This window comes from Embleya sp. NPDC127516, assembly GCF_044765325.1.
In the GTDB taxonomy this organism is placed as follows: Bacteria; Actinomycetota; Actinomycetes; order Streptomycetales; family Streptomycetaceae; genus Embleya.
In genome coordinates this window covers 350,783-371,573 of record NZ_JBIWJT010000001.1, presented here as the reverse complement: position 1 = coordinate 371,573, position 20,791 = coordinate 350,783, and the positions used below count along the sequence as shown (strand labels likewise).

Annotated in this window: 17 protein-coding genes and 1 pseudogene; 14 read left to right on the top strand and 4 right to left on the bottom strand. The window is 70.4% G+C overall.

The features are described 5' to 3' along the window. The first annotated feature begins 1 nt into the window (after position 1). The 10 genes from ACIRL2_RS01585 (at position 2) to ACIRL2_RS01540 (ending at position 12,266) form a co-directional block, all read left to right on the top strand. Positions 2–820: a DUF3710 domain-containing protein gene (locus tag ACIRL2_RS01585; RefSeq protein WP_395859857.1), complete on the top strand. Its 819-nt coding sequence runs from the start codon at positions 2–4 to the stop codon at positions 818–820. Between the two features lie 443 nt (positions 821–1,263). Continuing rightward, positions 1,264–1,353, top strand: a complete 90-nt coding sequence (gene kdpF / locus ACIRL2_RS01580) for a K(+)-transporting ATPase subunit F (protein WP_391581698.1) — start codon at positions 1,264–1,266, stop codon at positions 1,351–1,353. Then, a complete protein-coding gene (gene kdpA / locus ACIRL2_RS01575) occupies positions 1,354–3,018 on the top strand; it encodes a potassium-transporting ATPase subunit KdpA (protein ID WP_395859856.1) in 1,665 nt (554 codons plus the stop codon). Further along, positions 3,015–5,129 carry a potassium-transporting ATPase subunit KdpB gene (gene kdpB / locus ACIRL2_RS01570; protein WP_402229360.1) on the top strand — a complete coding sequence of 705 codons (2,115 nt, stop codon included), beginning with the start codon at positions 3,015–3,017 and terminating at the stop codon, positions 5,127–5,129. The genes kdpA and kdpB overlap by 4 nt, the downstream gene beginning before the upstream one ends. Before the next feature lie 5 nt (positions 5,130–5,134). Then, positions 5,135–5,869 (top strand): potassium-transporting ATPase subunit C, encoded by a 735-nt coding sequence (locus ACIRL2_RS01565; RefSeq protein WP_402229357.1) that lies wholly within the window; start codon positions 5,135–5,137, stop codon positions 5,867–5,869. A gap of 79 nt (positions 5,870–5,948) precedes the next feature. Further along, complete coding sequence (locus tag ACIRL2_RS01560) at positions 5,949–8,513, top strand: DUF4118 domain-containing protein (RefSeq protein WP_402229354.1); 2,565 nt, start codon at positions 5,949–5,951, stop codon at positions 8,511–8,513. Further along, a complete protein-coding gene (locus ACIRL2_RS01555; protein WP_078974940.1) occupies positions 8,510–9,184 on the top strand; it encodes a response regulator in 675 nt (224 codons plus the stop codon). The genes ACIRL2_RS01560 and ACIRL2_RS01555 overlap by 4 nt, the downstream gene beginning before the upstream one ends. 115 nt (positions 9,185–9,299) lie before the next feature. Then, a complete protein-coding gene (locus tag ACIRL2_RS01550) occupies positions 9,300–9,701 on the top strand; it encodes an OB-fold nucleic acid binding domain-containing protein (RefSeq protein WP_395859852.1) in 402 nt (133 codons plus the stop codon). Positions 9,702–9,705: 4 nt separating this feature from the next. Next, the gene (locus ACIRL2_RS01545) at positions 9,706–10,503 is read left to right on the top strand and encodes a DUF3159 domain-containing protein (RefSeq protein ID WP_402229351.1); all 798 of its coding nucleotides are present in this window, start codon (positions 9,706–9,708) and stop codon (positions 10,501–10,503) included. 374 nt (positions 10,504–10,877) lie between these two features. Next, positions 10,878–12,266, top strand: a complete 1,389-nt coding sequence (locus ACIRL2_RS01540) for a hypothetical protein (RefSeq protein WP_402229350.1) — start codon at positions 10,878–10,880, stop codon at positions 12,264–12,266. Positions 12,267–12,290: 24 nt separating this feature from the next. On the opposite strand, the gene ACIRL2_RS01535 is transcribed toward ACIRL2_RS01540, so the two are convergent. Together ACIRL2_RS01535 and ACIRL2_RS01530 are read right to left on the bottom strand one after the other, a co-directional pair. Beyond that, entirely contained in the window at positions 12,291–12,947 is a 657-nt protein-coding gene (locus ACIRL2_RS01535) for a TrkA family potassium uptake protein (protein ID WP_078974936.1), read from the bottom strand. Next, positions 12,947–13,609, bottom strand: coding sequence for an NAD-binding protein (locus ACIRL2_RS01530; protein ID WP_395859849.1), 663 nt, complete (start codon positions 13,607–13,609; stop codon positions 12,947–12,949). Before ACIRL2_RS01530 ends, ACIRL2_RS01535 begins: the two co-directional genes overlap by 1 nt. Before the next feature lie 149 nt (positions 13,610–13,758). Between ACIRL2_RS01530 and ACIRL2_RS01525 the strand changes: the two genes are divergently transcribed. Then, the gene (locus tag ACIRL2_RS01525; RefSeq protein ID WP_395859847.1) at positions 13,759–15,882 is read left to right on the top strand and encodes an APC family permease; all 2,124 of its coding nucleotides are present in this window, start codon (positions 13,759–13,761) and stop codon (positions 15,880–15,882) included. A gap of 222 nt (positions 15,883–16,104) precedes the next feature. After that, positions 16,105–17,475, top strand: coding sequence for a class I SAM-dependent RNA methyltransferase (locus tag ACIRL2_RS01520; protein ID WP_402229346.1), 1,371 nt, complete (start codon positions 16,105–16,107; stop codon positions 17,473–17,475). 195 nt (positions 17,476–17,670) lie between these two features. Here the strand turns inward: ACIRL2_RS01520 and ACIRL2_RS01515 are convergent, their stop codons facing one another. Then, complete coding sequence (locus tag ACIRL2_RS01515; protein ID WP_402229344.1) at positions 17,671–19,008, bottom strand: hypothetical protein; 1,338 nt, start codon at positions 19,006–19,008, stop codon at positions 17,671–17,673. Then, positions 19,005–19,361, bottom strand: coding sequence for a hypothetical protein (locus tag ACIRL2_RS01510; RefSeq protein ID WP_402229342.1), 357 nt, complete (start codon positions 19,359–19,361; stop codon positions 19,005–19,007). Before ACIRL2_RS01510 ends, ACIRL2_RS01515 begins: the two co-directional genes overlap by 4 nt. Positions 19,362–19,698: 337 nt before the next feature. On the opposite strand from ACIRL2_RS01510, the gene ACIRL2_RS01505 reads away from it, so the two are divergent. Continuing rightward, complete coding sequence (locus ACIRL2_RS01505) at positions 19,699–20,250, top strand: hypothetical protein (protein WP_395859843.1); 552 nt, start codon at positions 19,699–19,701, stop codon at positions 20,248–20,250. A 138-nt stretch (positions 20,251–20,388) separates the two neighbouring features. Next, positions 20,389–20,613, top strand: a pseudogene (locus ACIRL2_RS01500) (LLM class flavin-dependent oxidoreductase); the annotation flags it as partial. Positions 20,614–20,791: the final 178 nt, after the last annotated feature.

The following is a 20,791-nucleotide window of genomic DNA, read 5'->3' as shown; positions in this document are numbered from 1 at the left end:
CGTGTTCGGTCGTCGCCGACGCAGCGAAAAGGATGATCTGCCCGTCGAGGAGCACGAAGACCTCGACGACATCATCGATGACGAGGGCGATGCCGACGAGGCGTCGAGCGACGGGGCCGCGCAAGGCTCCGACGACTCGGACCTCGACGAGCTGAGCCGACCGATCCCGCCCGCGCCCCGGCCGGACGGTCCGTGGGACTTCGACGAGCTCGAGGACCCGCACGAGGAGCGCATCGACCTCGGCGGGATGCTGATCCCCAGCGACCCGCGGATGGAGCTGCGGGTCGAGGTCTCCAACGACCTGATCATCGCGGCCACGGTGGTCCTCGAGGACAGCGGTCTCCAGCTCCAGGCCTTCGCCGCTCCGCGCAACGAGAGCATCTGGCACGAGGTGCGTGCCGAGATCGCCTCCGGGATCACCCAGCAGGGTGGCATCGTGGACGAGCAGGACGCCGGCCTGGGCTGGGAGCTGCGCGCCCAGGTGCCGGTCCAGCTTCCGGACGGCACCCAGGGCCACCAGTTGGTGCGCTTCGTCGGGTGTGACGGGCCGCGCTGGTTCCTGCGCGGCGTGATCTCCGGTCGGGCGGCGGTGGACCCCAACGTCGGTGCCGACCTGGAGGCCATGTTCCGCGACACCGTCGTGGTCCGGGGCAACGAACCGATGGCGCCGCGCGACCCGATCCTGCTGCGCCTGCCGGAGAACGCCCAGGTCGATCCGAACAGCGGGCTCGCGGTGCCGCAGCAGGGCGCCGACGAGGACCGCTTCGCGGGTGACCTGGACCCGTTCCAGCGCGGCCCGGAGATCACCGAGGTCCGCTAGGGCGCGACCGGCCCCGGGGGCGCCCACGAAGGCGTCTCCCACCTTGCCCGCAAGACCCGTACCAGACACCGAAGCCCGACCCCGCCGTGAGGCGGGGTCGGGCTTCGTGCGTGTCCGGTCGCGGCCGCGGGCGCTCCGTGCGCGTGTTCGGCCCCGGGTTTCGGGTGGTCCGCGCGCGTGTCCGGTTCCGGGTGCTTCGAATCTTGATGTCAAGGGCGCGTCAAGAAGGCATATGGGCGCGTCAGGACGCCGCCAACGCTTTCTGATTTGCCCTATTTATAGGGATTTTTGGCGGCTTGGAGGTGCTATCAATGTCCTCCTTACGGGCGATCGAGCGCCTGTCCGTCCCAAGGAGCACCCGCGATGGCTGATCTGGCCTTCGTAGTCCTGACGATCGCGTTCTTCGCGCTGGTCGTCGTGATCGCCAAGGGGGTGGCGAAGCTGTGAACGCGGACGGCATCGTCGGCCTGAGCGTCGCCATCGCCCTGCTCGGCTACCTGGTCCTGGCCCTGATCTTCCCCGAGAGGTTCTAGGTGAGCGTCACGCTCGCGGGGATACTCCAGCTGTCCCTGCTGATAGCCGTCCTGGCCGCGGTACATCGCCCCTTCGGCGACTACATGGCCCGTGTGTACTCCAGCGACAGGCACCTGCGCGGTGAGCGCGTCCTGTACAAGCTGATCGGCGCCGACCCGGACGCCGAGCAGCGCTGGACCGTCTACCTGCGCAGCGTGCTCGGGTTCTCGATGTTCTCGCTGCTGGGCCTGTACGCCCTCCAGCGGTTCCAGGACCACCTGCCGTTCGACCTCGGGATGAAGCCGATCACGCCGGACCAGGCGTTCAACACCGCCGCGTCCTTCACGGCGAACACGAACTGGCAGTCCTACTCCGGTGAGACCGCGATGGGCCACACGGTCCAGATGGTCGGCCTGACCGTGCAGAACTTCGTGTCGGCCGCCGTGGGCATGGCCGTGGCGATCGCGCTGGTGCGCGGCTTCGTCCGGGTGCGCTCGGGCGAGATCGGCAACTTCTGGGTCGACCTGATCCGCGGCTCGATCCGGATCCTGCTGCCGATCGCGATCATCGGCACGATCGTGCTGGTCGCGTCCGGCACGATCCAGAACCTGGCCGACCCGCACACCGTGCAGACGCTCTCCGGCGGGACGCAGACCATTCCGGGCGGTCCGGTGGCCTCGCAGGAGGTGATCAAGGAACTCGGCACCAACGGCGGCGGCTTCTTCAACGCCAACTCGGCGCACCCGTTCGAGAATCCCAACGCGTTCACCAACGTGTTCGAGATCTTCCTGATCCTGGTGATCCCGTTCTCGATGCCCCGCACCTTCGGTCGCCTCGTCGGCAGCCTCAAGCAGGGCTACGCGATCCTCGCCGCGATGTTCGTGATCTGGTTCGTCGCCGTCCTGCTGATGTGGTGGACCGAGGCGCACGGCAACGGCGCCGCCCCGGAACTGGCCGGCGGTGCGATGGAGGGCAAGGAACAGCGGTTCGGCATCCCCGGCTCGTCGGTCTTCGCGGTGTCCACCACGATGACCTCCACCGGCGCGGTCAACTCGTTCCACTCGTCCTTCACCGGGCTCGGCGGCGGGATCACCATGCTGGGCATGATGCTCGGCGAGATCACGCCAGGCGGCGTCGGATCGGGCCTGTACGGAATCCTGATCATGGCGATCCTGGCGGTCTTCGTGGCGGGCCTGATGGTCGGCCGCACGCCCGAATACCTGGGCAAGAAGATCGGCGCCGGCGAGATGAAGCTGGTCGCGATGTACATCCTCGTGGTGCCCGCCACCATCCTGACCTTCACCGGCATCGCCCTCGCGCTGCCCGGTGAACAGGCGGCGATCCTCAACTCCGACTCGCCACACGGCATCTCCGAGGTGCTGTACGCGTTCACCTCCGGCGCCAACAACAACGGCAGCGCGTTCGCCGGGCTCGGCGCGAACACCGAGTTCTACAACACGATGATCGGATTGGCCATGCTGATCGGCCGATTCGTGCCGATCTGCCTCGTGCTCGCCCTCGCCGGCCGACTCGCCGAACAAAAGAGCGTCCCCGACAGCGCGGGCACCCTGCAGACGCATCGGCCCCTGTTCGTGGGCCAACTCGTCGGCGTGATCCTGATCATCACCGGCCTCACCTTCTTCCCCGCCCTGGCTCTCGGGCCGCTTGCCGAGGGATTGGCATGACAGACACCGCGATACGCCCCACCGAGGAACACGTCGACACCCCCACCGGCTCCGGCCGGGTCTCGGCCGGCCTGTTCGAACCCCGTCGACTGCTCAAGTCGCTGCCCGGAGCCCTGCTCAAGCTCGACCCGCGGATCATGGTCCGTACCCCGGTCATGTTCGTGGTCGAGATCGGGTCGGTCATCACGACCGTCATGGCGATCAAGGACCCGAGCGTGTTCGCCTGGGTGGTCACCATCTGGCTCTGGCTGACCGTGGTGTTCGCCAACCTGGCCGAGGCTGTTGCCGAAGGACGCGGCAAGGCGCAGGCGGACACGCTGCGCAAGGCCAAGACCGACACGTTCGCCCGACGCGTGGTCGGCGGCGGGGAAGAGCGGGTCGCGGCCACCGACCTGGCCATCGGCGACCTCGTGGTGTGCGAGGCCGGCGACATCATCCCCGGCGACGGCGACGTCGTCGACGGTGTCGCGAGCGTGGACGAGTCGGCCATCACCGGCGAGTCCGCTCCCGTGATCCGCGAGTCCGGCGGCGACCGCTCGGCGGTGACCGGCGGCACCAAGGTGCTCTCCGATCGGATCGTCGTCAAGATCACCACCGAGCCCGGCAAGACCTTCATCGACCGGATGATCGCCCTCGTCGAGGGCGCCGCCCGGCAGAAGACGCCGAACGAGATCGCGCTCAACATCCTGCTCGCGTCGCTGACGATCGTCTTCCTGTTCGCGGTCGTCACACTGCAGCCGATCGCGACGTACGCGCACGCCGAGCAGTCGATGATCATCCTGGTCGCGCTGCTGGTCTGCCTGATCCCGACGACCATCGGGGCGCTGCTGTCCGCGATCGGCATCGCGGGTATGGACCGCCTGGTCCAGCGCAACGTGCTGGCGATGTCGGGGCGCGCGGTCGAGGCCGCGGGCGACGTGTCGACGCTGCTGTTGGACAAGACCGGCACGATCACCCTGGGCAACCGACAGGCGTCCGAGTTCGTCCCGGTGGACGGGGTGACCGAGGCCGAGTTGGCCGACGCCGCGCAGTTGTCCTCGCTCGCGGACGAGACCCCCGAGGGGCGCTCGATCGTGGTGCTGGCCAAGGAGCGCTACGGGCTGCGCGAGCGGCACCAGGGCGAATTGGCGCACGCCGAGTGGATCGCCTTCACCGCGCAGACCAGGATGTCCGGGGTCGACCTGACCGACGACAACGGCGTGCGGATGGTGCGCAAGGGCGCCGCTTCCGCGATCAACGCCTGGGTGGCCGAGCGTGGCGGCGCCGTGCCGGCCCGGTCCGGCGAACTCGTCGACGGCATCTCCGCCGCCGGTGGCACGCCCCTGCTGGTCGCGGTCGAGGACGTGGACGGCGTCCGGGTCCTGGGCGTGATCCACCTCAAGGACGTGGTCAAGGAAGGCATGCGGGAGCGCTTCGACGAACTGCGCCGGATGGGCATCCGGACGGTGATGATCACCGGTGACAACCCGCTGACCGCCAAGGCGATCGCGGACGAGGCCGGCGTCGACGACTTCCTGGCCGAGGCCACCCCCGAGGACAAGCTCGCGCTGATCAAGCGCGAGCAGGCGGGCGGCAAGCTGGTCGCGATGACCGGCGACGGCACCAACGACGCGCCGGCGCTGGCCCAGGCGGATGTCGGCGTGGCGATGAACACCGGCACCTCGGCCGCCAAAGAGGCCGGGAACATGGTCGACCTCGACTCCAACCCGACCAAGCTGATCGAGATCGTCGAGATCGGCAAGCAATTGCTGATCACCCGAGGCGCGCTCACCACGTTCTCGATCGCCAACGACGTCGCGAAGTACTTCGCGATCATCCCGGCGATGTTCGCGAGCATCAAGGGCGCCGAGGCGCTCGCCCCCCTGGACAAGCTCAACATCATGCAGCTCGCCACCCCCGAGTCGGCGATCATCTCGGCGGTCGTCTTCAACGCCCTGATCATCGTCGCGCTGATCCCGCTCGCACTGCGCGGCGTGCGCTACCGGCCGATGTCGGCCGACAAGCTGCTCGGCCGCAACCTGCGGATCTACGGCCTCGGCGGCCTGATCGCCCCGTTCGTCGGGATCAAGCTCATCGACCTGCTCGTCTCGCTCATCCCCGGAATCGGTTGATTCAGATGGCCTCCAACTTCAGTACCCGCATCCGAGTCCTCGGCGCGTCCCTACGGGCCTTCCTGGTGCTCACCGTGATCCTGGGCATCCTGTACCCGCTGTCCATGACCGGCGTCGCGCAGGCGTTCTTCAAGGACAAGGCCGACGGATCGATGGTGAGCGTGCACGGCAGGGACGTCGGCTCCGGCCTGATCGGCCAGTCGTTCGACCTGGTCGACGCGCAGGGCAACGCGCGCAAGTTCGACGCGGACGGTCGCGAGGTGATCGCCACGGCGGACGGCGAGGGCTACACCTACCTGCAAGGCGGCGGCGCGCTGACCGCCGAGCAGGCCGAGGGGGTGGGCACGCTGCCCGACCCCAAGTGGTTCCAGCCGCGTCCGTCGGCGTCCAACTACGACGGCCTGGCCTCGGGCGCGTCCAACTACGGCCCCGAGAACCCCGTCTTCGTCAAGCTCATCGCCGACCGCAAGGCGCAGGTCGCCAAGTTCAACGGCGTGGGCGAGGACAAGGTGCCGGTGGACGCGGTCACCGCGAGCGGATCCGGCCTGGACCCGCACATCTCCAAGGCGTACGCCCTGCTCCAGGTCGAACGGGTGGCCAAGGAGCGCGGCGGCCCGGGCGCGGCCGAGGTGCGCGCATTGGTGGACAAGTACGTGGACGGCCCCGACGCCGGATTCCTCGGCCAGGAGCGGGTGAACGTGCTCGACCTCAACATCGCGCTCGCCAGGCTCGCCGGCTGACCCCGGCGCGGTCATGGCGGGCACGGGGCGGGGAGTGCCGGTGTCGGCACTCCCCGGCCCGCGGCAGAGAATGGGTGACATGGCACGCGGCAAGCTCCGGATCTATCTCGGTGCGGCGCCCGGTGTCGGCAAGACCTACGCGATGTTGGGCGAAGGGCAACGTCGGCGCAGGCGCGGCAGCGACGTCGTGGTCGGTTTCGTGGAATGCCACGGCCGGCCCACCACCGAGGAGGCACTGGTAGGTCTGGAGGTCGTTCCCCGGCGGGAGATGACCCACCGAGGCGGCTCGTTCACCGAGATGGACGTGGACGCCGTCATCGCGCGGCGACCCAGGATCGCCCTCGTGGACGAACTGGCGCACACCAACGTGCCCGGTTCGCGTAACGAGAAGCGCTGGCAGGACATCGAGGAGATCCTCGACGCCGGCATCGACGTGATCTCCACGGTCAACGTGCAGCACCTCGAATCGCTCAACGACGTGGTCGAGTCGATCACCGGCGTCCCGCAGCGCGAGACCGTGCCGGACGAGGTGGCCCGCCGGGCCGACCAGATCGAACTGGTCGACATGGCGCCGGAGGCGCTGCGCCGGCGGATGGCGCACGGCAACGTGTACGCGCCGGAGAAGGTGGACGCGGCGCTGTCCAATTACTTCCGGGTCGGCAACCTGACCGCGCTGCGCGAGCTCGCGCTGCTGTGGACCGCGGACCGAGTGGACGAATACCTCCAGCAGTACCGCAGCGAGCACCAGATCGACGCGACCTGGCCGGCGCGGGAGCGGATCGTGGTCGGCCTCACCGGCGGACCGGAGGGCGAGACGCTGCTGCGCCGGGCGGCGCGGATCGCCACCCGCGGCTCCGGCGGCGAGCTGCTCGCGGTGTACGTCTCGCGCAGCGACGGCCTCACCGGCGCCTCGCCCGAGGCGCTGGCCAGGCAGCGCGCGCTGGTCGAATCGCTCGGCGGCACCTTCCACTCGGTGGTCGGCGAGAACGTGCCCACCGCGCTGCTGTCCTTCGCGCGCGGGGTGAACGCGACGCAGATAGTGCTGGGCAGCAGCCGGCGCAAGCCCTGGCAGTACCTGTTCGGCCCGGGTGTGGGCGCCACCGTCGCCGCGCAGTCCGGCGACATCGACACGCACATCGTCACGCACGAGCACGCGGGTGTGGGGCGGGTGCTGCGCCCGCTGCGTTCGCCGTTGGGACGCGGGCGGCGGATCGCGTCGTGGGCGGTGGCGGTGATCGGTCCGGCCGCGCTCACGTACACGCTGGACGCGACACGTGACAGTCACGGCCTGTCCACCGAGATGTTGCTGTTCCTGACGGTCACCGTCGCGGTCGCGCTGATCGGCGGGCTGTGGGCGTCGGTGTTGACCGCCGTGGTGTCCTCGATACTGCTCAACTACTACTTCACCCCGCCGCTGCACAACCTGACCATCGACGACCCGGAGAACATGCTCGCGTTGGGCATCTTCGTGCTGGTCGCGCTGTCGGTGGCCTCGGTGGTGGACCTGGCGGCCAGACGCACTCATCAGGCCGCGCGAAGTCAGGCCGAGGCGCAGACGCTGAGCTTTTTGGCGGGCAGCGTGCTGCGCGGCGAGCAGGCGCTGCCGGCGTTGTTGGACCGGGTGCGCGAGACGTTCGCGATGGAGTCGGTGGCGCTGCTCCAGCGCGAGGAGCACCACAGCCCGTGGATGTGCGTGGGCAGTGTGGGGCCGCATCCGGCGGTCCGGCCCGAGGACGCGGACGTGGACGTGCCGGTGTCCGACTCGTTGGCGTTGGCGTTGTCGGGCCGGGTGTTGCCCGCCGAGGACCGTCGGGTGCTCGGCGCGTTCGCCGCGCAGGCCGCGGTGGTGCTGGAGCGGCGGCAGTTGGTCGCCGAGGCGGCCCAGGCGCGCCGGCTCAAGGAGGGCAACCGGATCCGCACCGCGCTGCTGGCGGCGGTCTCGCACGACCTGCGCACGCCGCTGGCCACGATCAAGGCCAGTGTGTCCAGCCTGCGGGCCGAGGATGTGAGCTGGTCGGAGGAGGACGAGGCCGAGCTGTTGGCGGCGATCGAGTTCGGCGCGGACCGGTTGGACACGCTGATCGGGAATCTGCTGGACATGAGCCGGCTGCAGACCGGGACGGTGACCCCGCTGATGGGCGACATCGGCCTGGACGAGGTGGTGCCGGGCGCGCTGGCCGGTGTCGCCGAGGACCGGGTGGCGCTGGACATCCCCGAGACGCTGCCCGCGGTGTGCGCGGACGCGGGGCTGCTGGAGCGGGTGCTGGCCAACGTGATCGAGAACGCGGTCAAGCACAACCCCGAGGGCCGCCGGGTGCACGTGTCGGCGGGAGCGCTCAAGGGTCTGGTCGAGCTGCGGGTCGCCGATCGCGGCCCGGGTGTGCCGGACGAGTCCAAGGAGCGGATCTTCGAGCCGTTCCAACGCTTGGGCGACGCGCCGAAGGGCAATGGGGTGGGACTCGGCCTGGCCGTCGCGCGCGGTTTCGCCGAGGCCATGGACGGCACGTTGATGGCCGAGGACACCCCCGGCGGCGGGCTGACGATGGTGCTGGCGCTGCGGACGGCCGGGTCGCCCACCGCGGGCGCGGTCGAGGGGCGAACCCCTGCGGCCGAGGAACGAACCACTTTGGAGGAACAACGATGACACGGGTCCTGGTCGTCGACGACGAGCCACAGATCGTGCGGGCCCTGGCCATCAACCTCAAGGCACGAGGCTACGACGTGGACACCGCGGGGGACGGTACGGCGGCGCTGACCGCCGCCGCCGACCGGCATCCGGACGTGGTGCTGCTGGACCTGGGCCTGCCGGACATCGACGGGGTCGAGGTGATCAAGGGACTGCGCGGCTGGACCCGGATCCCGATCATCGTGTTGTCCGCGCGGCACGCGTCGGCGGAGAAGGTGGCCGCGCTGGACGCGGGCGCGGACGACTACGTGACCAAGCCGTTCGGGATGGACGAGTTGCTCGCGCGGCTGCGGGCGGCGGTGCGGCGTGCGGTGCCCGAGGAGGAGGCGCCGGTCGTGGTGACCGACTCGTTCACGGTGGACCTCGCGGCCAAGCGGGTCTCCCGGGACGGCGCCGACGTGCGGCTTACGCCGACCGAGTGGCATCTGCTGGAGGTGCTGGTCCGGCACGCGGGCCGGTTGGTCAGCCAGCGGGCGCTGCTGCAGGAGGTGTGGGGGCCGCAGTACGGGACGGAGACGAACTACCTGCGGGTCTACATGGCGCAGTTGCGGCGCAAGCTGGAACACGACCCTTCGCATCCGCGGCATCTGCTCACCGAGCCGGGGATGGGGTATCGGTTCGAGGGTTAGCGCGTCCGTTGTGCCCGCGTGCGGTCCCGGTGTCGGTTCGGCCGAGCGGGTCGGGCCCGTCGGCGGGTGATTTCGGGCAGCGGGAGGCGGTGGGTTAGGCGGTACCCTTGCCGGCATGAGTGGTAGCGCAGCCGGGGTGGAGCGTCGGTCCGGGCGATTGCGGCGAATGCTGGATCGGTGGACGTCGACCCATGAGGAATTGCACGCCGAGGAGCTGCTGCACGACACCCAGCGGCTCGGCTGTACCAAGATCGTGGACGTGGTCGAGCGGGATCTGATCACGGTCGGCGGCACGCTGCGGACGGTGACGTTTCGGCCGCGAGCGGGCGTGCCCGCGTTGGAGGCCGAGTTGTACGACGGCTCGGCCGCGTTGTCGGTGGTCTGGCTCGGTCGGCGGCGGATAGCCGGGATAGAGCCGGGGCGGCAGTTGGTCGCCCACGGGCGGGTGAGCACCACTCAGGGGCGGCCTGTCCTGTTCAACCCCAGGTACGAGCTGCGCCCCGTCGGCCGAGAGTGAACGAGTGACCGCCCACATGGAAGAGCCCGCCTCCGACTCGGCCGCCGAGCAGCCTGCCCCCACCGACAGCGCGGCCTCGATGATCGCCGCCTTCGGTGGCGTGCGCGGCATGATCGACATGACCGTGCCGGGGCTGGTCTTCGTGATCGCCTACACGATCAGCCGCTCCACCTGGACCTCGGCGATGACCGCGGGCGGCGTCGCGCTGGCGTTCGCCGTGGTGCGGATCGCGCGTCGCGAGACCCTGCAACACGCGCTCGGTGGCTTCCTGGGTGTCGCGCTGGCCGGCTGGATCGCGGTCAAGTCCGGCAAGGCGGAGAACTTCTACGCGTTCGGAATGCTGCTGTCCGGCGGCTACGCGCTCGCGTACCTGATCTCGCTCCTGGTGCGCTGGCCGATCATCGGCGTGGTGCTCGGCCCGGCGCTGGGCGAGAACTTCACCTGGCGGCAGAACCCGGGCCGGTACGCGGCGTACCGCAAGGCCACCTGGGTCTGGTTCGTCATGTTCGTGCTGCGGATCGTGATCCAGATCCCGATCTACTGGTCCGGCAACGTCACCGCGCTGGGCATCGCGAAGGTCGCGTTGGGCGTGCCGCCGTTCCTGGTGGTCTGTTACATCACCTGGCTGATCATGTCGAAGGCGCCGCCGCCGGTGCGGGTCGTCGACGAGGACGACGACGACGAGGTCGACGGGGACGGTGTCGGCGAGCGGTCCGCGGCGGGTGGCGGCGCGGTGGACGGCGGTGCGTCGGCGGTGGTCGAGCAGCGCGACGAGCGGCGGGAAGACCGCGTCGCGGATTGAGCGGTGCGGGCGCGGTTCGCGTTCCGGTGCGGCTCCTGCGCGGTTCCGGTGCGGGTCGGGCGGCCCGGGGGCGGGCGTGGGCCGACCGAGAGGTGGCTCCGCGCCGGCGATCGGATCCGTGTCTTTGCGGCGCGACAGGGGCTCCGGTTCATGGGACGACCGATGATTCGAGCCGTGTGGCGTGTGCCGGGCAGCCGTGTGGCGTGCGCCGGGTGCGGTCGCGAGTTGATCATCGGAGTGATCATTCGAGCACCACATCCCGGTCGATTCCGGAGAATTTGGGCCAGGTGCGGTCCAATCAGCCGTTCCCGCATGATCCCGTAACTGGGCCATTAGCGTCCCCGTTAGACCTCCAGTGGACGAAGGAGGCGGGGATGGTGGCCGGAAACGGTGACCTCATCGCATTGGTAGCGGAAGCCGGTTTCTCCCGGCGCGAACTGGCCCGCTGGGTCAACACGGTCGCCGAACGGCGCGGCCTGCACCTCGGGTGCAGCCACACCTCGGTGGCTCGTTGGCTGGAAGGCGCCCAGCCGCGCTGGCCGATTCCCGAACTGTTGGCCGAGGCCCTCGGACGACGGCTGGGATGCGAACTCACGGTCGCGGACCTCGGGCTGTGCGACCGGCGGCCACCGACCCCCGACTCCTTCGACGGGCTGAACGTCGCCCGGACCGCGGCCGAAGTCAGACACGCCGTGGCCGAATTGTCGGAGAGAGACATGAACCGCCGTACTTTCCTGGCCAACACGGCCTTCGGCGTGGGGGCGTTCGCCGCTCCCGCGTTGTTCTGGTCGACCGCGTCCCGGGCCGAGGGTGAGCCCGAGAGACTCACCTCGCACGGGCCCACCACCGTGCGCGACGCGGACGTACTACGCATCCACCAGACCGTCCTGGCCTTTCGTCGACTCGACCGCGCGCAAGGCGGCGGGGATCTGCGGGACACCGTGGTCAACCACCTCAACGGCGTCGCGCGCACCAAGCTGGCCGGCTCCTACGGCGAGGAAGTGGGTCGCCGGTTGTTCCGCGCGGTCGCCGAACTCACCGAACTGGCGGGCTGGTTGTCGTTCGATTCCGGCCGGCACGCGCTCGCCCAGCGCTACCACATCCAGGCGCTGCGGCTCGCGCAGGCGGCCGACGACCCGGCGTACGGGGCGTACGTGATGGCCAACATGGCCTGCCAGGCGGTGTACCTGGGGCACGGCTGGGAGGCGGTGCAACTGGCCCGGGCCGCCGATCAGGGGGCCGGCGACAAGCTGGGTCCACGGGCGCGGGCGATCGTGGCCGCGATGGAGGCGCGCGGCTACGCGGCGATGGGCGACCGGCGCGCGTGCGAGCGGGCGATGGGGGTCGCCGAGCGGCATCTGGACGCGGCCGGCGCGATCGAGGACGACCCGTCGTGGTGCAACTACTTCGACGAGTCGGAACTCCAGCACGAGTTCGCGCACAGCCATCGCGACCTCGGCCTGCCGGAGAAGATCCACGGCTTCGCGGGCGAGTCGATCAAACTGCGCCGAGCGGGCGCGTCCCGCCGGTGTGCGCAGGACACCACCTTCATGGCCGCGGCGCACCTGGCCCAGGGCGACCTGGACGCGGCGTGTCTCAAGGCCACCGACGCGTTGCGGATCGCGGGCAATCTGTCCTCCGCGCAGTGCAACGACTTCCTCGCGGACTTCCGCAGGCGGCTGCGCCCGTACGGCAGGGAGCCGATCGCGCGCGCGTTCAGCGAGGAGGCGGACCAGGTCATGGGTGACCTGGCCGCCGCCTGAGCCGTCGTTCGAGGGCGCCGTCGGTCAGGCCGACAGCAGCTCCTCCAGTTCCTCTTCGCGGTGCGGCGCCGCGACGAACAAGAGTTCGTCGCCGGCCTCGAGCGAGTCGTCCTTGCCGGGTACCAGCACCCGGCCCTCGCGGATGATCGTCACGAGCGCCGTGTCCTCGGGCCACGCCACGTCACCGACGCGCGTGCCGACGAGGGCGGCGTCGCCCGGAAGGGTCAGCTCGACCAGGTTGGCGTCACCCTGGCTGAACCGCATCAGGCGGACCAGGTCGCCGACGCTGACCGCCTCTTCGACCAGTGCCGACATCAGGCGCGGCGTGGACACCGCGACGTCCACGCCCCACGCCTCGTTGAACAGCCACTCGTTCTTCGGGTTGTTCACCCGGGCGACCACACGCGGGACGCCGTACTCGGTCTTCGCCAGCAGCGAGACGACCAGGTTGACCTTGTCGTCGCCGGTCGCGGCGATCACCACGTTGCAGCGCTGCAGCGCGGCCTCGTCGAGCGAGGAGATCTCACACGCGTCGGCGAGCAGCCACTCGGCCTGCGGCACGCTGTCCACCTTGATGGCGTCCGGTGCCTTGTCGACGAGCAGGACCTCGTGGCCGTTCTCCAACAACTCGGCCGCGATCGAGCGACCCACCGCACCCGCGCCCGCGATTGCGACCCGCATCAGCTCTCCTCCGGCGCTTTCTCGAAGGCCGCCTCGACGGCGGCCACATCCGCCTGGTGCATGACCACGTGCACGAGGTCGCCCTCCTGGATCACGCTCTCGGAGGTCGGCAGGATGCCTTCGCCCAAACGGGTGATGAAAGCGACGCGCGCGCCCGACGCCTGTTCGAGCCGGGTGATCCGGTGACCCACCCACGTCGAGTTCACGTGCACCTCGGCAAGCTGCACGCTCCCGGACGGGTCGCGCCACAGCGGCTCGGCGCCGCTGGGCAGCAGCCGGCGCAACATCTGGTCCGCGGTCCAGCGGACCGTGGCCACCGTCGGGATGCCCAGGCGTTCGTACACCTCGGCGCGCCGAGGGTCATAGATTCGCGCGGCCACGTTCTCCACGCCGAACGTCTCGCGGGCTACCCGCGCCGCGATGATGTTCGAGTTGTCACCGCTGCTGACCGCCGCGAACGCGCCGGCCTCTTCTATACCGGCCTCGCGCAGGGTGTCCTGGTCGAAACCGATGCCCTTGATCCGGCGGCCGGAGAAGTGCGACCCCAGCCGGCGGAACGCCGAGGGATCGCGGTCGATGACGGCCACCGAATGCCCCAGCTCCTCGAGCGTCTGGGCCAGCGTGGATCCCACGCGCCCGCAGCCCATGATGACGATGTGCACGGCCGTCCTTCCGGATTTGGTCCGTTGTGCCCGGTCTGATGCTCGTTTGTGGTGTTACCAGGGTGGCAGACCTCGCCGAGACGTTACACGTGGGAGCCTTGCGGCATGCCCCCGGCCCGGCGAAAGTCGATGGGCTTACGATCACCTGCGTGTCAAGACTGACCGATCTGTCCAAACGCATCCTTGTCGGCCGAGCCCTGCGCAGCGACAAGCTGTCCGAGACGCTCCTGCCGAAGCGCATCGCGTTGCCCATTTTCGCCTCCGACGCACTGTCCTCCGTCGCCTACGCGCCGGACGAGATTCTGCTCACCCTTTCCATGGCGGGAATGGCGACCTACCACTTCTCGTGGAAGGTCGGTCTGGCCGTCGTCGTGGTCATGCTGACCGTCGTCGCCTCCTACCGCCAGAACGTGCACGCCTACCCCAGCGGCGGCGGTGACTACGAGGTCGCGAGCGTCAACCTGGGTCCCAACGCCGGTTTGACGGTCGGCAGCGCGCTGCTCGTCGACTACGTGCTGACGGTGGCGGTGTCGGTCTCCTCCGGGGTGGCGAACATGGCCTCCGCGGTGCCCGCGTTGCAATCACACAAGGTGCTGTTGGCGGTCGGTCTGGTGCTGCTGCTGATGGCGATGAACCTGCGCGGCGTCCGCGAGTCGGGCAAGCTCTTCGCGGTTCCCACCTACGCGTTCATGGCCGCCATCCTGGGGATGACCCTGTTCGGCCTGATCCGCGGCGCCACCGGCGCGGACATGGAGGCCGAGAGCGCCGGGTTCCACATCGAGGCCGAGGACAGCTTCAGCGGCTTCGCGCTCGTGTTCCTGCTGCTGCGTACCTTCTCCTCCGGTTGTGCGGCGCTGACCGGTGTCGAGGCGATCAGCAACGGCGTACCGGCCTTCCGCAAGCCCAAGAGCAAGAACGCGGCCTCCACGCTGCTGCTGATGGGCACCATCTCGGTGACCATGCTGATGGGCATGCTGGCGCTGGCGAACATGACGAAGGTGCGGTTCGCGGAGGACCCGGCCAGTCAGATCCAGGGGGCGCCCGCCGACTACGAGCAGAAGACCGTGGTGGCCCAGGTCGCCGACGCGGTCTTCGGCGGCACGTTCGCGTCGCCGCTGTTCTACCTCGTGCTCGCGGTCACCGGTCTGATCCTGATCCTGGCCGCGAACACCGCGTTCAACGGCTTCCCGGTACTCGGCTCGATCCTGGCCCAGGACCGCTACCTGCCCCGGCAACTGCACACGCGCGGCGACCGGCTCGCCTTCAGCAACGGCATCATCATGCTGGCCGCGTTCGCGATCGTGCTGATCATCGCCTTCGACGCCGAGCCCACCAAGCTGATCCAGCTCTACGTCGTCGGCGTCTTCGTGTCCTTCACGATGAGCCAGGCGGGCATGATCCGGCACTGGACCCGGCACCTGAAGACCGAGACCGAGCCGGCCGCGCGCGGTCGGATGATGCGCAGCCGGGTGATCAACGCGTTCGGTCTGTTCATGACCGGCACGGTGCTGGTGATCGTGCTGGTGACCAAGTTCGCCCAGGGGGCCTGGATCGCGATCGCGGCGATGGGCGTGCTGTTCCTGCTGATGAAGCAGATCCGCCGGCACTACGACCGGGTCGCCGCCGAACTCGCGGCGGTCGAGATCGACGACACCAAGCTGCCCTCGCGCGTGCACGCGATCGTGCTGGTGTCCAAGCTGCACAAGCCGTCGCTGCGGGCCCTGGCGTACGCGCGCTACTCGCGGCCCAACGTGGTCGAGGCGGTCACCGTCAACGTCGACCCGGCCGAGACCGAGGCGCTGCGGCGGGAGTGGGACGAGCGCGGGATAGAGGTGCCGCTCAAGGTGCTCGACTCGCCGTATCGCGAGATCACCCGACCGGTGATCGAGTACGTGAAGTCGGTGCGCCGGTCCAGCCCGCGCGACGTGGTGAACGTGTACATCCCCGAGTACGTGGTCGGGCGCTGGTACGAGCAGATCCTGCACAACCAGAGCGCGCTGCGACTCAAGGGCCGACTGCTGTTCACGCCGGGGGTCATGGTGACATCGGTGCCGTGGCAGTTGGAGTCGTCCGAGCGGCTCAAGGAGCCGAAGGCGTGGGTCGCCCCCGGTTCGGTACGGCGTGGACCGGCGCGCACGCCGCGCGCCGGGGACGGTCGGCGGGGGTCGGGCGGAACGAGCAAGTCGGGCGGACCGACCAAGTCGGGCGGGTCGGGCGGAGCGGGCGGGTCGGGCGGGTCAGCGGGGGAGTCGGGATCGGGGTCGGGTTCCTGAGTCGGCTCGTGCGGGCCGGTTGATTCGGGGCATGGGCGTGGGGCATGGGTGTGGGGCACGACGGTGGGCGCGGGTTCTTCGGGTAGGGACTACCCTGGAACCGCGCCCACCGCCGTGAGGCGCTTTCTTTGTGTCGTCGTGTCGTCCCCGGGCGTCGCCGTCAGGCGCCGCCGGCCGAGGGATCACCGAAACTCTTGTCGATGTCTGTGCGAGCTGAGCTGTATGAGGAGTGCCGTGCCTGTCGGATCGACCACCCCCGAATCGGACCAGTCCCTGCGGGGTGAGCGGTACGAGGTCGAGATCGGCCCGGTCGCTCACGGTGGGCACTGCGTGGCCCGCCACGAGGGCCGCGTCATCTTCGTCCGGCACGGGCTCCCGGGCGAGCGGGCCGTCGTGGAGATCACCGATGGCGGGCCCACGTCGCGCTTCCTGCGTGGTGACGTGGTCGAGGTGCTGGCCGCTTCGCCGGACCGGATCACCCCCGCGTGCCCGGTGGCCGGCCCCGGTATGTGCGGCGGCTGCGACTGGCAGCACGCCACGCCCGCCGCGCAGCGCCGGCTCAAGGCGGACGTGGTGGCCGAGCAGTTGTTGCGGCTGGGCAAGGTCGACGTACACGTCGAGGTCGAGGGCGTGGACAGCCCGCCCGGGATGCCCGAGGGCCTCGGTTGGCGAACGCGCGTGCAGTTCACCGTGGACCCGGCGACCGGCCGCGCGGGGCTGCGCAAGCACCGCTCGCACGACGTGCAGCCGATCGACTCCTGCCCGATCGCGGCGCCCGGCGTCGAGGAACTGGGCATCGAGGCGCACGAGTGGCCCGGCGTCGCCTCGGTCGAGGCGGTCTCGGCGACCGGCTCGCTGGACCGCGCGGTCACCGTGGTGCCCGCCGAGGGTGCGGACGGGCGGATGCCGATCGTCGAGCTGAACCGCGCGGTGTCGGTGTTCCGGGCCGACGACAAGGGCCGGGTACGCAAGGTGCACGGCCGACCGGCGGTGCGCGAGGTGGCCGCGGGACGGACCTGGAAGGTCTCGGCGGGCGGCTTCTGGCAGGTACACCCGGCCGCGGCCGACGTGCTCGTGCAGGCCGTGGTGGAAGGGCTGGAGCCGCGACCGGGCGACCTGGCACTCGACCTGTACTGCGGCGTCGGCCTGTTCGCGGGCGCGATCTCCGAGCGGCTCGCGGACAGCGACACGATCATCGGGATCGAGAGCTCCAAGCAGGCGGTCGAGGACGCGATCCACAACCTTCGGGACGTGCCGGGCGCGCGGTTCGAGACCGGCACGGTGGAGAAGGTGCTGAGCCGACCGGGCTTCCTGCGCCGGGCCGACATCGTGGTGCTGGACCCGCCGCGCGCGGGTGCGGGCAAGGCGGTCGTCGAGCGGATCGCGCGGCTGACGCCGCGACGGGTCGCGTATGTGGCCTGCGACCCGGCGGCGCTGGCGCGCGACGTGGCGTACTTCGCGGGTGTCGGGTTCAAGCTGCGGTCGGTGCGGTCGTTCGATTTGTTCCCCAATACGCATCATGTGGAGTCGGTGGCGATCCTGGAGCCGGCGCCGCGTGCGGTCAAGCGGGACGGTGGGCGCGGGCGGCGGTGATCGGCCGTGGGGTGGTGGGGGTTGGTTGTGGGTGTGTGCGGGTGTATGGGTGTGTGGGTGTAGGCGTTGGTAGTAGGTAGATAGGTGTAGGTGTAGGTGTGTTTGGTGAAGGGCCGTCCCGGCTTGGTCGGGGCGGCCCTTTCGTGTGTTCGGGTTCGGGGCTGCCGGGTTGGGTTGAGTTGGGATGGGGCCGGGTTAGGCCGGGGCCGGTGCCTGGGGCGGTGGCGGGGTGGTCCACCAGTCTTCGGCCGGGTGGGTTGCGTAGCGGGTGCCGGGGCGGGTGCGGGGGGTTGGGGTGGCGGGGGTGCCCGCTGTGGTGGGGGCGGTCACCCACGTGGGGGACGTGGGGATGGCGGGGGTGCCGTTGCGAGCGGTGCCGCCGACGAGGTCGGGGACGAGGTCGGAGTGCGCGGCGTCGTGGGTGGCCGTCGAGCCGTCGTTGTTGCCGCTGCCGTCGCCGTGTAGGCCGGGTGCGACCCGGATGCCGGTCACCGGGGCGATCGGGGCCGGGGGTGATGGTGCGGTGTGTTGGAGGTGTGGGCCGATTCCGGACGGGTGCACCGGGCGGGGCTCGTGGGGCGGTGGGGTGCCGACGACGGGCTGGGCCGGTGGGGTGGTCGGGTATGGGGGTGCGGCGCAGGTGCTCGGGGGTGGCGGGAGGGGCGGAGCGGACGCGGACACCGGCGCGGGTGGGGGCGGGAGGTCGGGCGGTGGTGGGGGCGGCGTCGTGGTGGCCATGCAGGTGGTCAATGGAGTGGTCGGCGGGGGTGGCGGAGACGGTGTGGTCGTCGAGGTCGTCGAGGTCGTCGAGGTCGTCGAGGTCGTTGTGGTCGGCGGGAGCGTCGAGGGGGCCTCGGGAGTCGGAGGCTCGGGAGGCTCGCACGAGGCCGTCGTAGCGGCGGGTGGTGGGGGCGCGGTCTCGTCCGGCGCGGCTGTCGGGGTGGAGTCGGCTGCGGGGGTGGTGGGGTCGCTGCTGGTGGGTTCGGGAGTAGTGAGGTCCGGAGTAGCGGGATCGGGAGTAGCGGGATCGGTGGCGGCCGGGGTGGTGGCCGGTGTACATGGGCGGGGTGGGGTCTGGTCGGTGATGTCGGTGGTCGTGGCCGCGCTCGATGGTGTGGGTTTCGGTGCTTCGGCGGGGCTCGGTGGGTCGGGCAGGGCGCACAGGCGGTCGCCGAGGTCGCGATACACGTCCTCCAGGCGCGTGGCGGCGGCTCGCGCGGCCGTCGGGTCGGACGCGTGCTCCTGGGCCTGGGCCAGGGCCTGGGCCGCCGCGCCGAGGTGCTCGTGCAAGGCGGCGCCCTGGGCGGCGAGTCGATCGGCGACGTCGGCCAAGGCGTGGCAGCGGGCGGTGAATCGCTCGGCGCCGCCGCCGGTCCAGATCCGCGTGCCGTGCCGGGCGGTCTCGGCGAGCGCGTCCCGCAGTTCGGCCAGCCGGGCGGCGGCCAGGCGCCAACCGTCGGCCGCGGCGCCGACCGCACCGGGTCGGGCCGCGTGGATCGCCGCGTACGCTTCCACGGCGTCGGGGGCGGTCATCGCGGCGCCACCGTGCGCAGCAGTGTGCCGACCTCGGCCTCGGCGTCGGTGAACCGGTCGGCGGTGCGGCCGAGTTCGACCCGGGTCGCGGCCAACTCCGCGCGGATCCCGGTCAGGAGGTCCACCATCCGGGCCGAGGCGCGGCGGTGCCGGTCGCTCAGCTCGGCGGCGCCCGGGAGCGAGCCGAGGGCGTCGGTGCTTAGTGCGGTGTCGGCCGCGACCCGGGCGGGCTCGGCGAAGCAGCCGCGCGCGAGGTAGTCGGTGCCGATGTTGTGCAAGCGTCGGACCAGACCGTGCAGTTCGCCGGTGTCGACGGTGTAGCCCGCCGCGCCGTCGCCGTCGGTGCGGGACATGCCACCACCCCCTGATGTGTGTTCGTGCCGTGTGCTCGATCGCCGGTCGCCTCGGGCGGGGGCCGGCCGGAACGCGGTGCTCGGTCGGGAATCGATCGAGGCGCCCTCCCGGGAAACGATCAGGTTGGCACACGGTCACTCTGCGTGCCGACGTCCTGTGGACAACCGGGGAAGTACTTCACTCCGGAGGGTGAAACCGCCCCGAAATCCGCTTGGTTGTCCACAGATTGTTCGGTGACGGGCGATTCGTCCGCTCCTCGGGCGCAACCTGGAGGCGTCGTGAACACACCGGACCGACAGCAGGCGAGCCGGACGAGCACCGCACGAGGGAGCGATCATGCACACCATTCAGACCTTCGCCGAACTGGACGACGAACTGGCCACCGTCGATTCCACGCCACGCGCGCTGGCCGCCGTCGCCCTCGCGCTGCACACCGTGCAGGAGGTGGTGCACGCCTGGAGCGGCAAGCCGGACCGGGGTGGCTGCCTGTGTCGGGTCGCCGACGAACTCGGCGACGCCCGGGAGATCGTCGCCCGGATCGTGGGTCCCGACGCCGACACGGTGGTTCCGTTGCCCGGCGGCGATCCGGCGAGTGTGCCGATCGCGGGGGCCGCCCGAGTGCTCGGGCGAGTGGCCAAGGTGCTCACGCTCCTGGCTCGGCAAGGAGTGGCGGACAACCCCTGCGGGGACTGGGCGCGGCTGGAGCCCGCCGAGCGCCGGGCCTGCGCGGCGGCCTGGGCGATCGTCTTCCGCAATCTGGTCCGGCTGCGCGCGGCCGAGGAGACCGCGACCTGGTCGGGCCGACCGCATCGGCACGCCCCCGCGATCCCGCAACGCCGGCGGCGCGGTTCGGCGCATGTGGTGCCCTTCCCCGCGCGGCTCGCGTGATCGCGTCGCGCGTGCCGGGCCCGCACCGGTTCCGTGCGGTGCGTTCGCTCGGGGCGCGTGTAGTGCGCCTGCTCGGCCTCCGTGTGCTGCGCGTGGCCGGCTCCCGTGCGAGTCGCGCGCTCGGGAGAGGATGGCCGTATGGATCTTCGAATCTTCACCGAACCTCAGCAAGGCGCGACCTACGACACGCTGTTGACCGTGGCCAAGGCCACCGAAGACCTCGGCTTCGGGGCCTTCTTCCGCTCGGACCACTACCTGCACATGAGCGGCGACGGCCTGCCCGGTCCCACCGACGCGTGGATCACCCTGGCCGGACTGGCCCGGGAAACCAAGCGCATCCGACTGGGCACGCTGATGACGGCTGTCAATCCTCGTTCATGCACCCCGCGATGAGCTGCGTGGATGCGGCCTGGCAACTCGACGACGGCGCCCACGCGTTGATCCACACTGACGATGGCTTCGCGGACGAGTCTCCCTGTAACGCTGCCTTGACGAGCGCCCCCGCCCCCTCATGCGGAAGGGGTCGGGGCGCTGTCGTTCA

Excerpts from the sequence above, each read along its gene's own strand:
- kdpB (WP_402229360.1), top strand. The coding sequence starts at position 3,015 with ATGACAGACACCGCGATACGCCCCACCGAGGAACACGTCGACACCCCC.
- ACIRL2_RS01565 (WP_402229357.1), top strand. The coding sequence starts at position 5,135 with ATGGCCTCCAACTTCAGTACCCGCATCCGAGTCCTCGGCGCGTCCCTA.
- ACIRL2_RS01560 (WP_402229354.1), top strand. The coding sequence starts at position 5,949 with ATGGCACGCGGCAAGCTCCGGATCTATCTCGGTGCGGCGCCCGGTGTC.
- ACIRL2_RS01555 (WP_078974940.1), top strand. The coding sequence starts at position 8,510 with ATGACACGGGTCCTGGTCGTCGACGACGAGCCACAGATCGTGCGGGCC.
- ACIRL2_RS01550 (WP_395859852.1), top strand. The coding sequence starts at position 9,300 with ATGAGTGGTAGCGCAGCCGGGGTGGAGCGTCGGTCCGGGCGATTGCGG.
- ACIRL2_RS01540 (WP_402229350.1), top strand. The coding sequence starts at position 10,878 with ATGGTGGCCGGAAACGGTGACCTCATCGCATTGGTAGCGGAAGCCGGT.
- ACIRL2_RS01535 (WP_078974936.1), bottom strand. The coding sequence starts at position 12,947 with ATGCGGGTCGCAATCGCGGGCGCGGGTGCGGTGGGTCGCTCGATCGCG.
- ACIRL2_RS01520 (WP_402229346.1), top strand. The coding sequence starts at position 16,105 with ATGAGGAGTGCCGTGCCTGTCGGATCGACCACCCCCGAATCGGACCAG.
- ACIRL2_RS01515 (WP_402229344.1), bottom strand. The coding sequence starts at position 19,008 with ATGACCGCCCCCGACGCCGTGGAAGCGTACGCGGCGATCCACGCGGCC.
- ACIRL2_RS01510 (WP_402229342.1), bottom strand. The coding sequence starts at position 19,361 with ATGTCCCGCACCGACGGCGACGGCGCGGCGGGCTACACCGTCGACACC.
- ACIRL2_RS01505 (WP_395859843.1), top strand. The coding sequence starts at position 19,699 with ATGCACACCATTCAGACCTTCGCCGAACTGGACGACGAACTGGCCACC.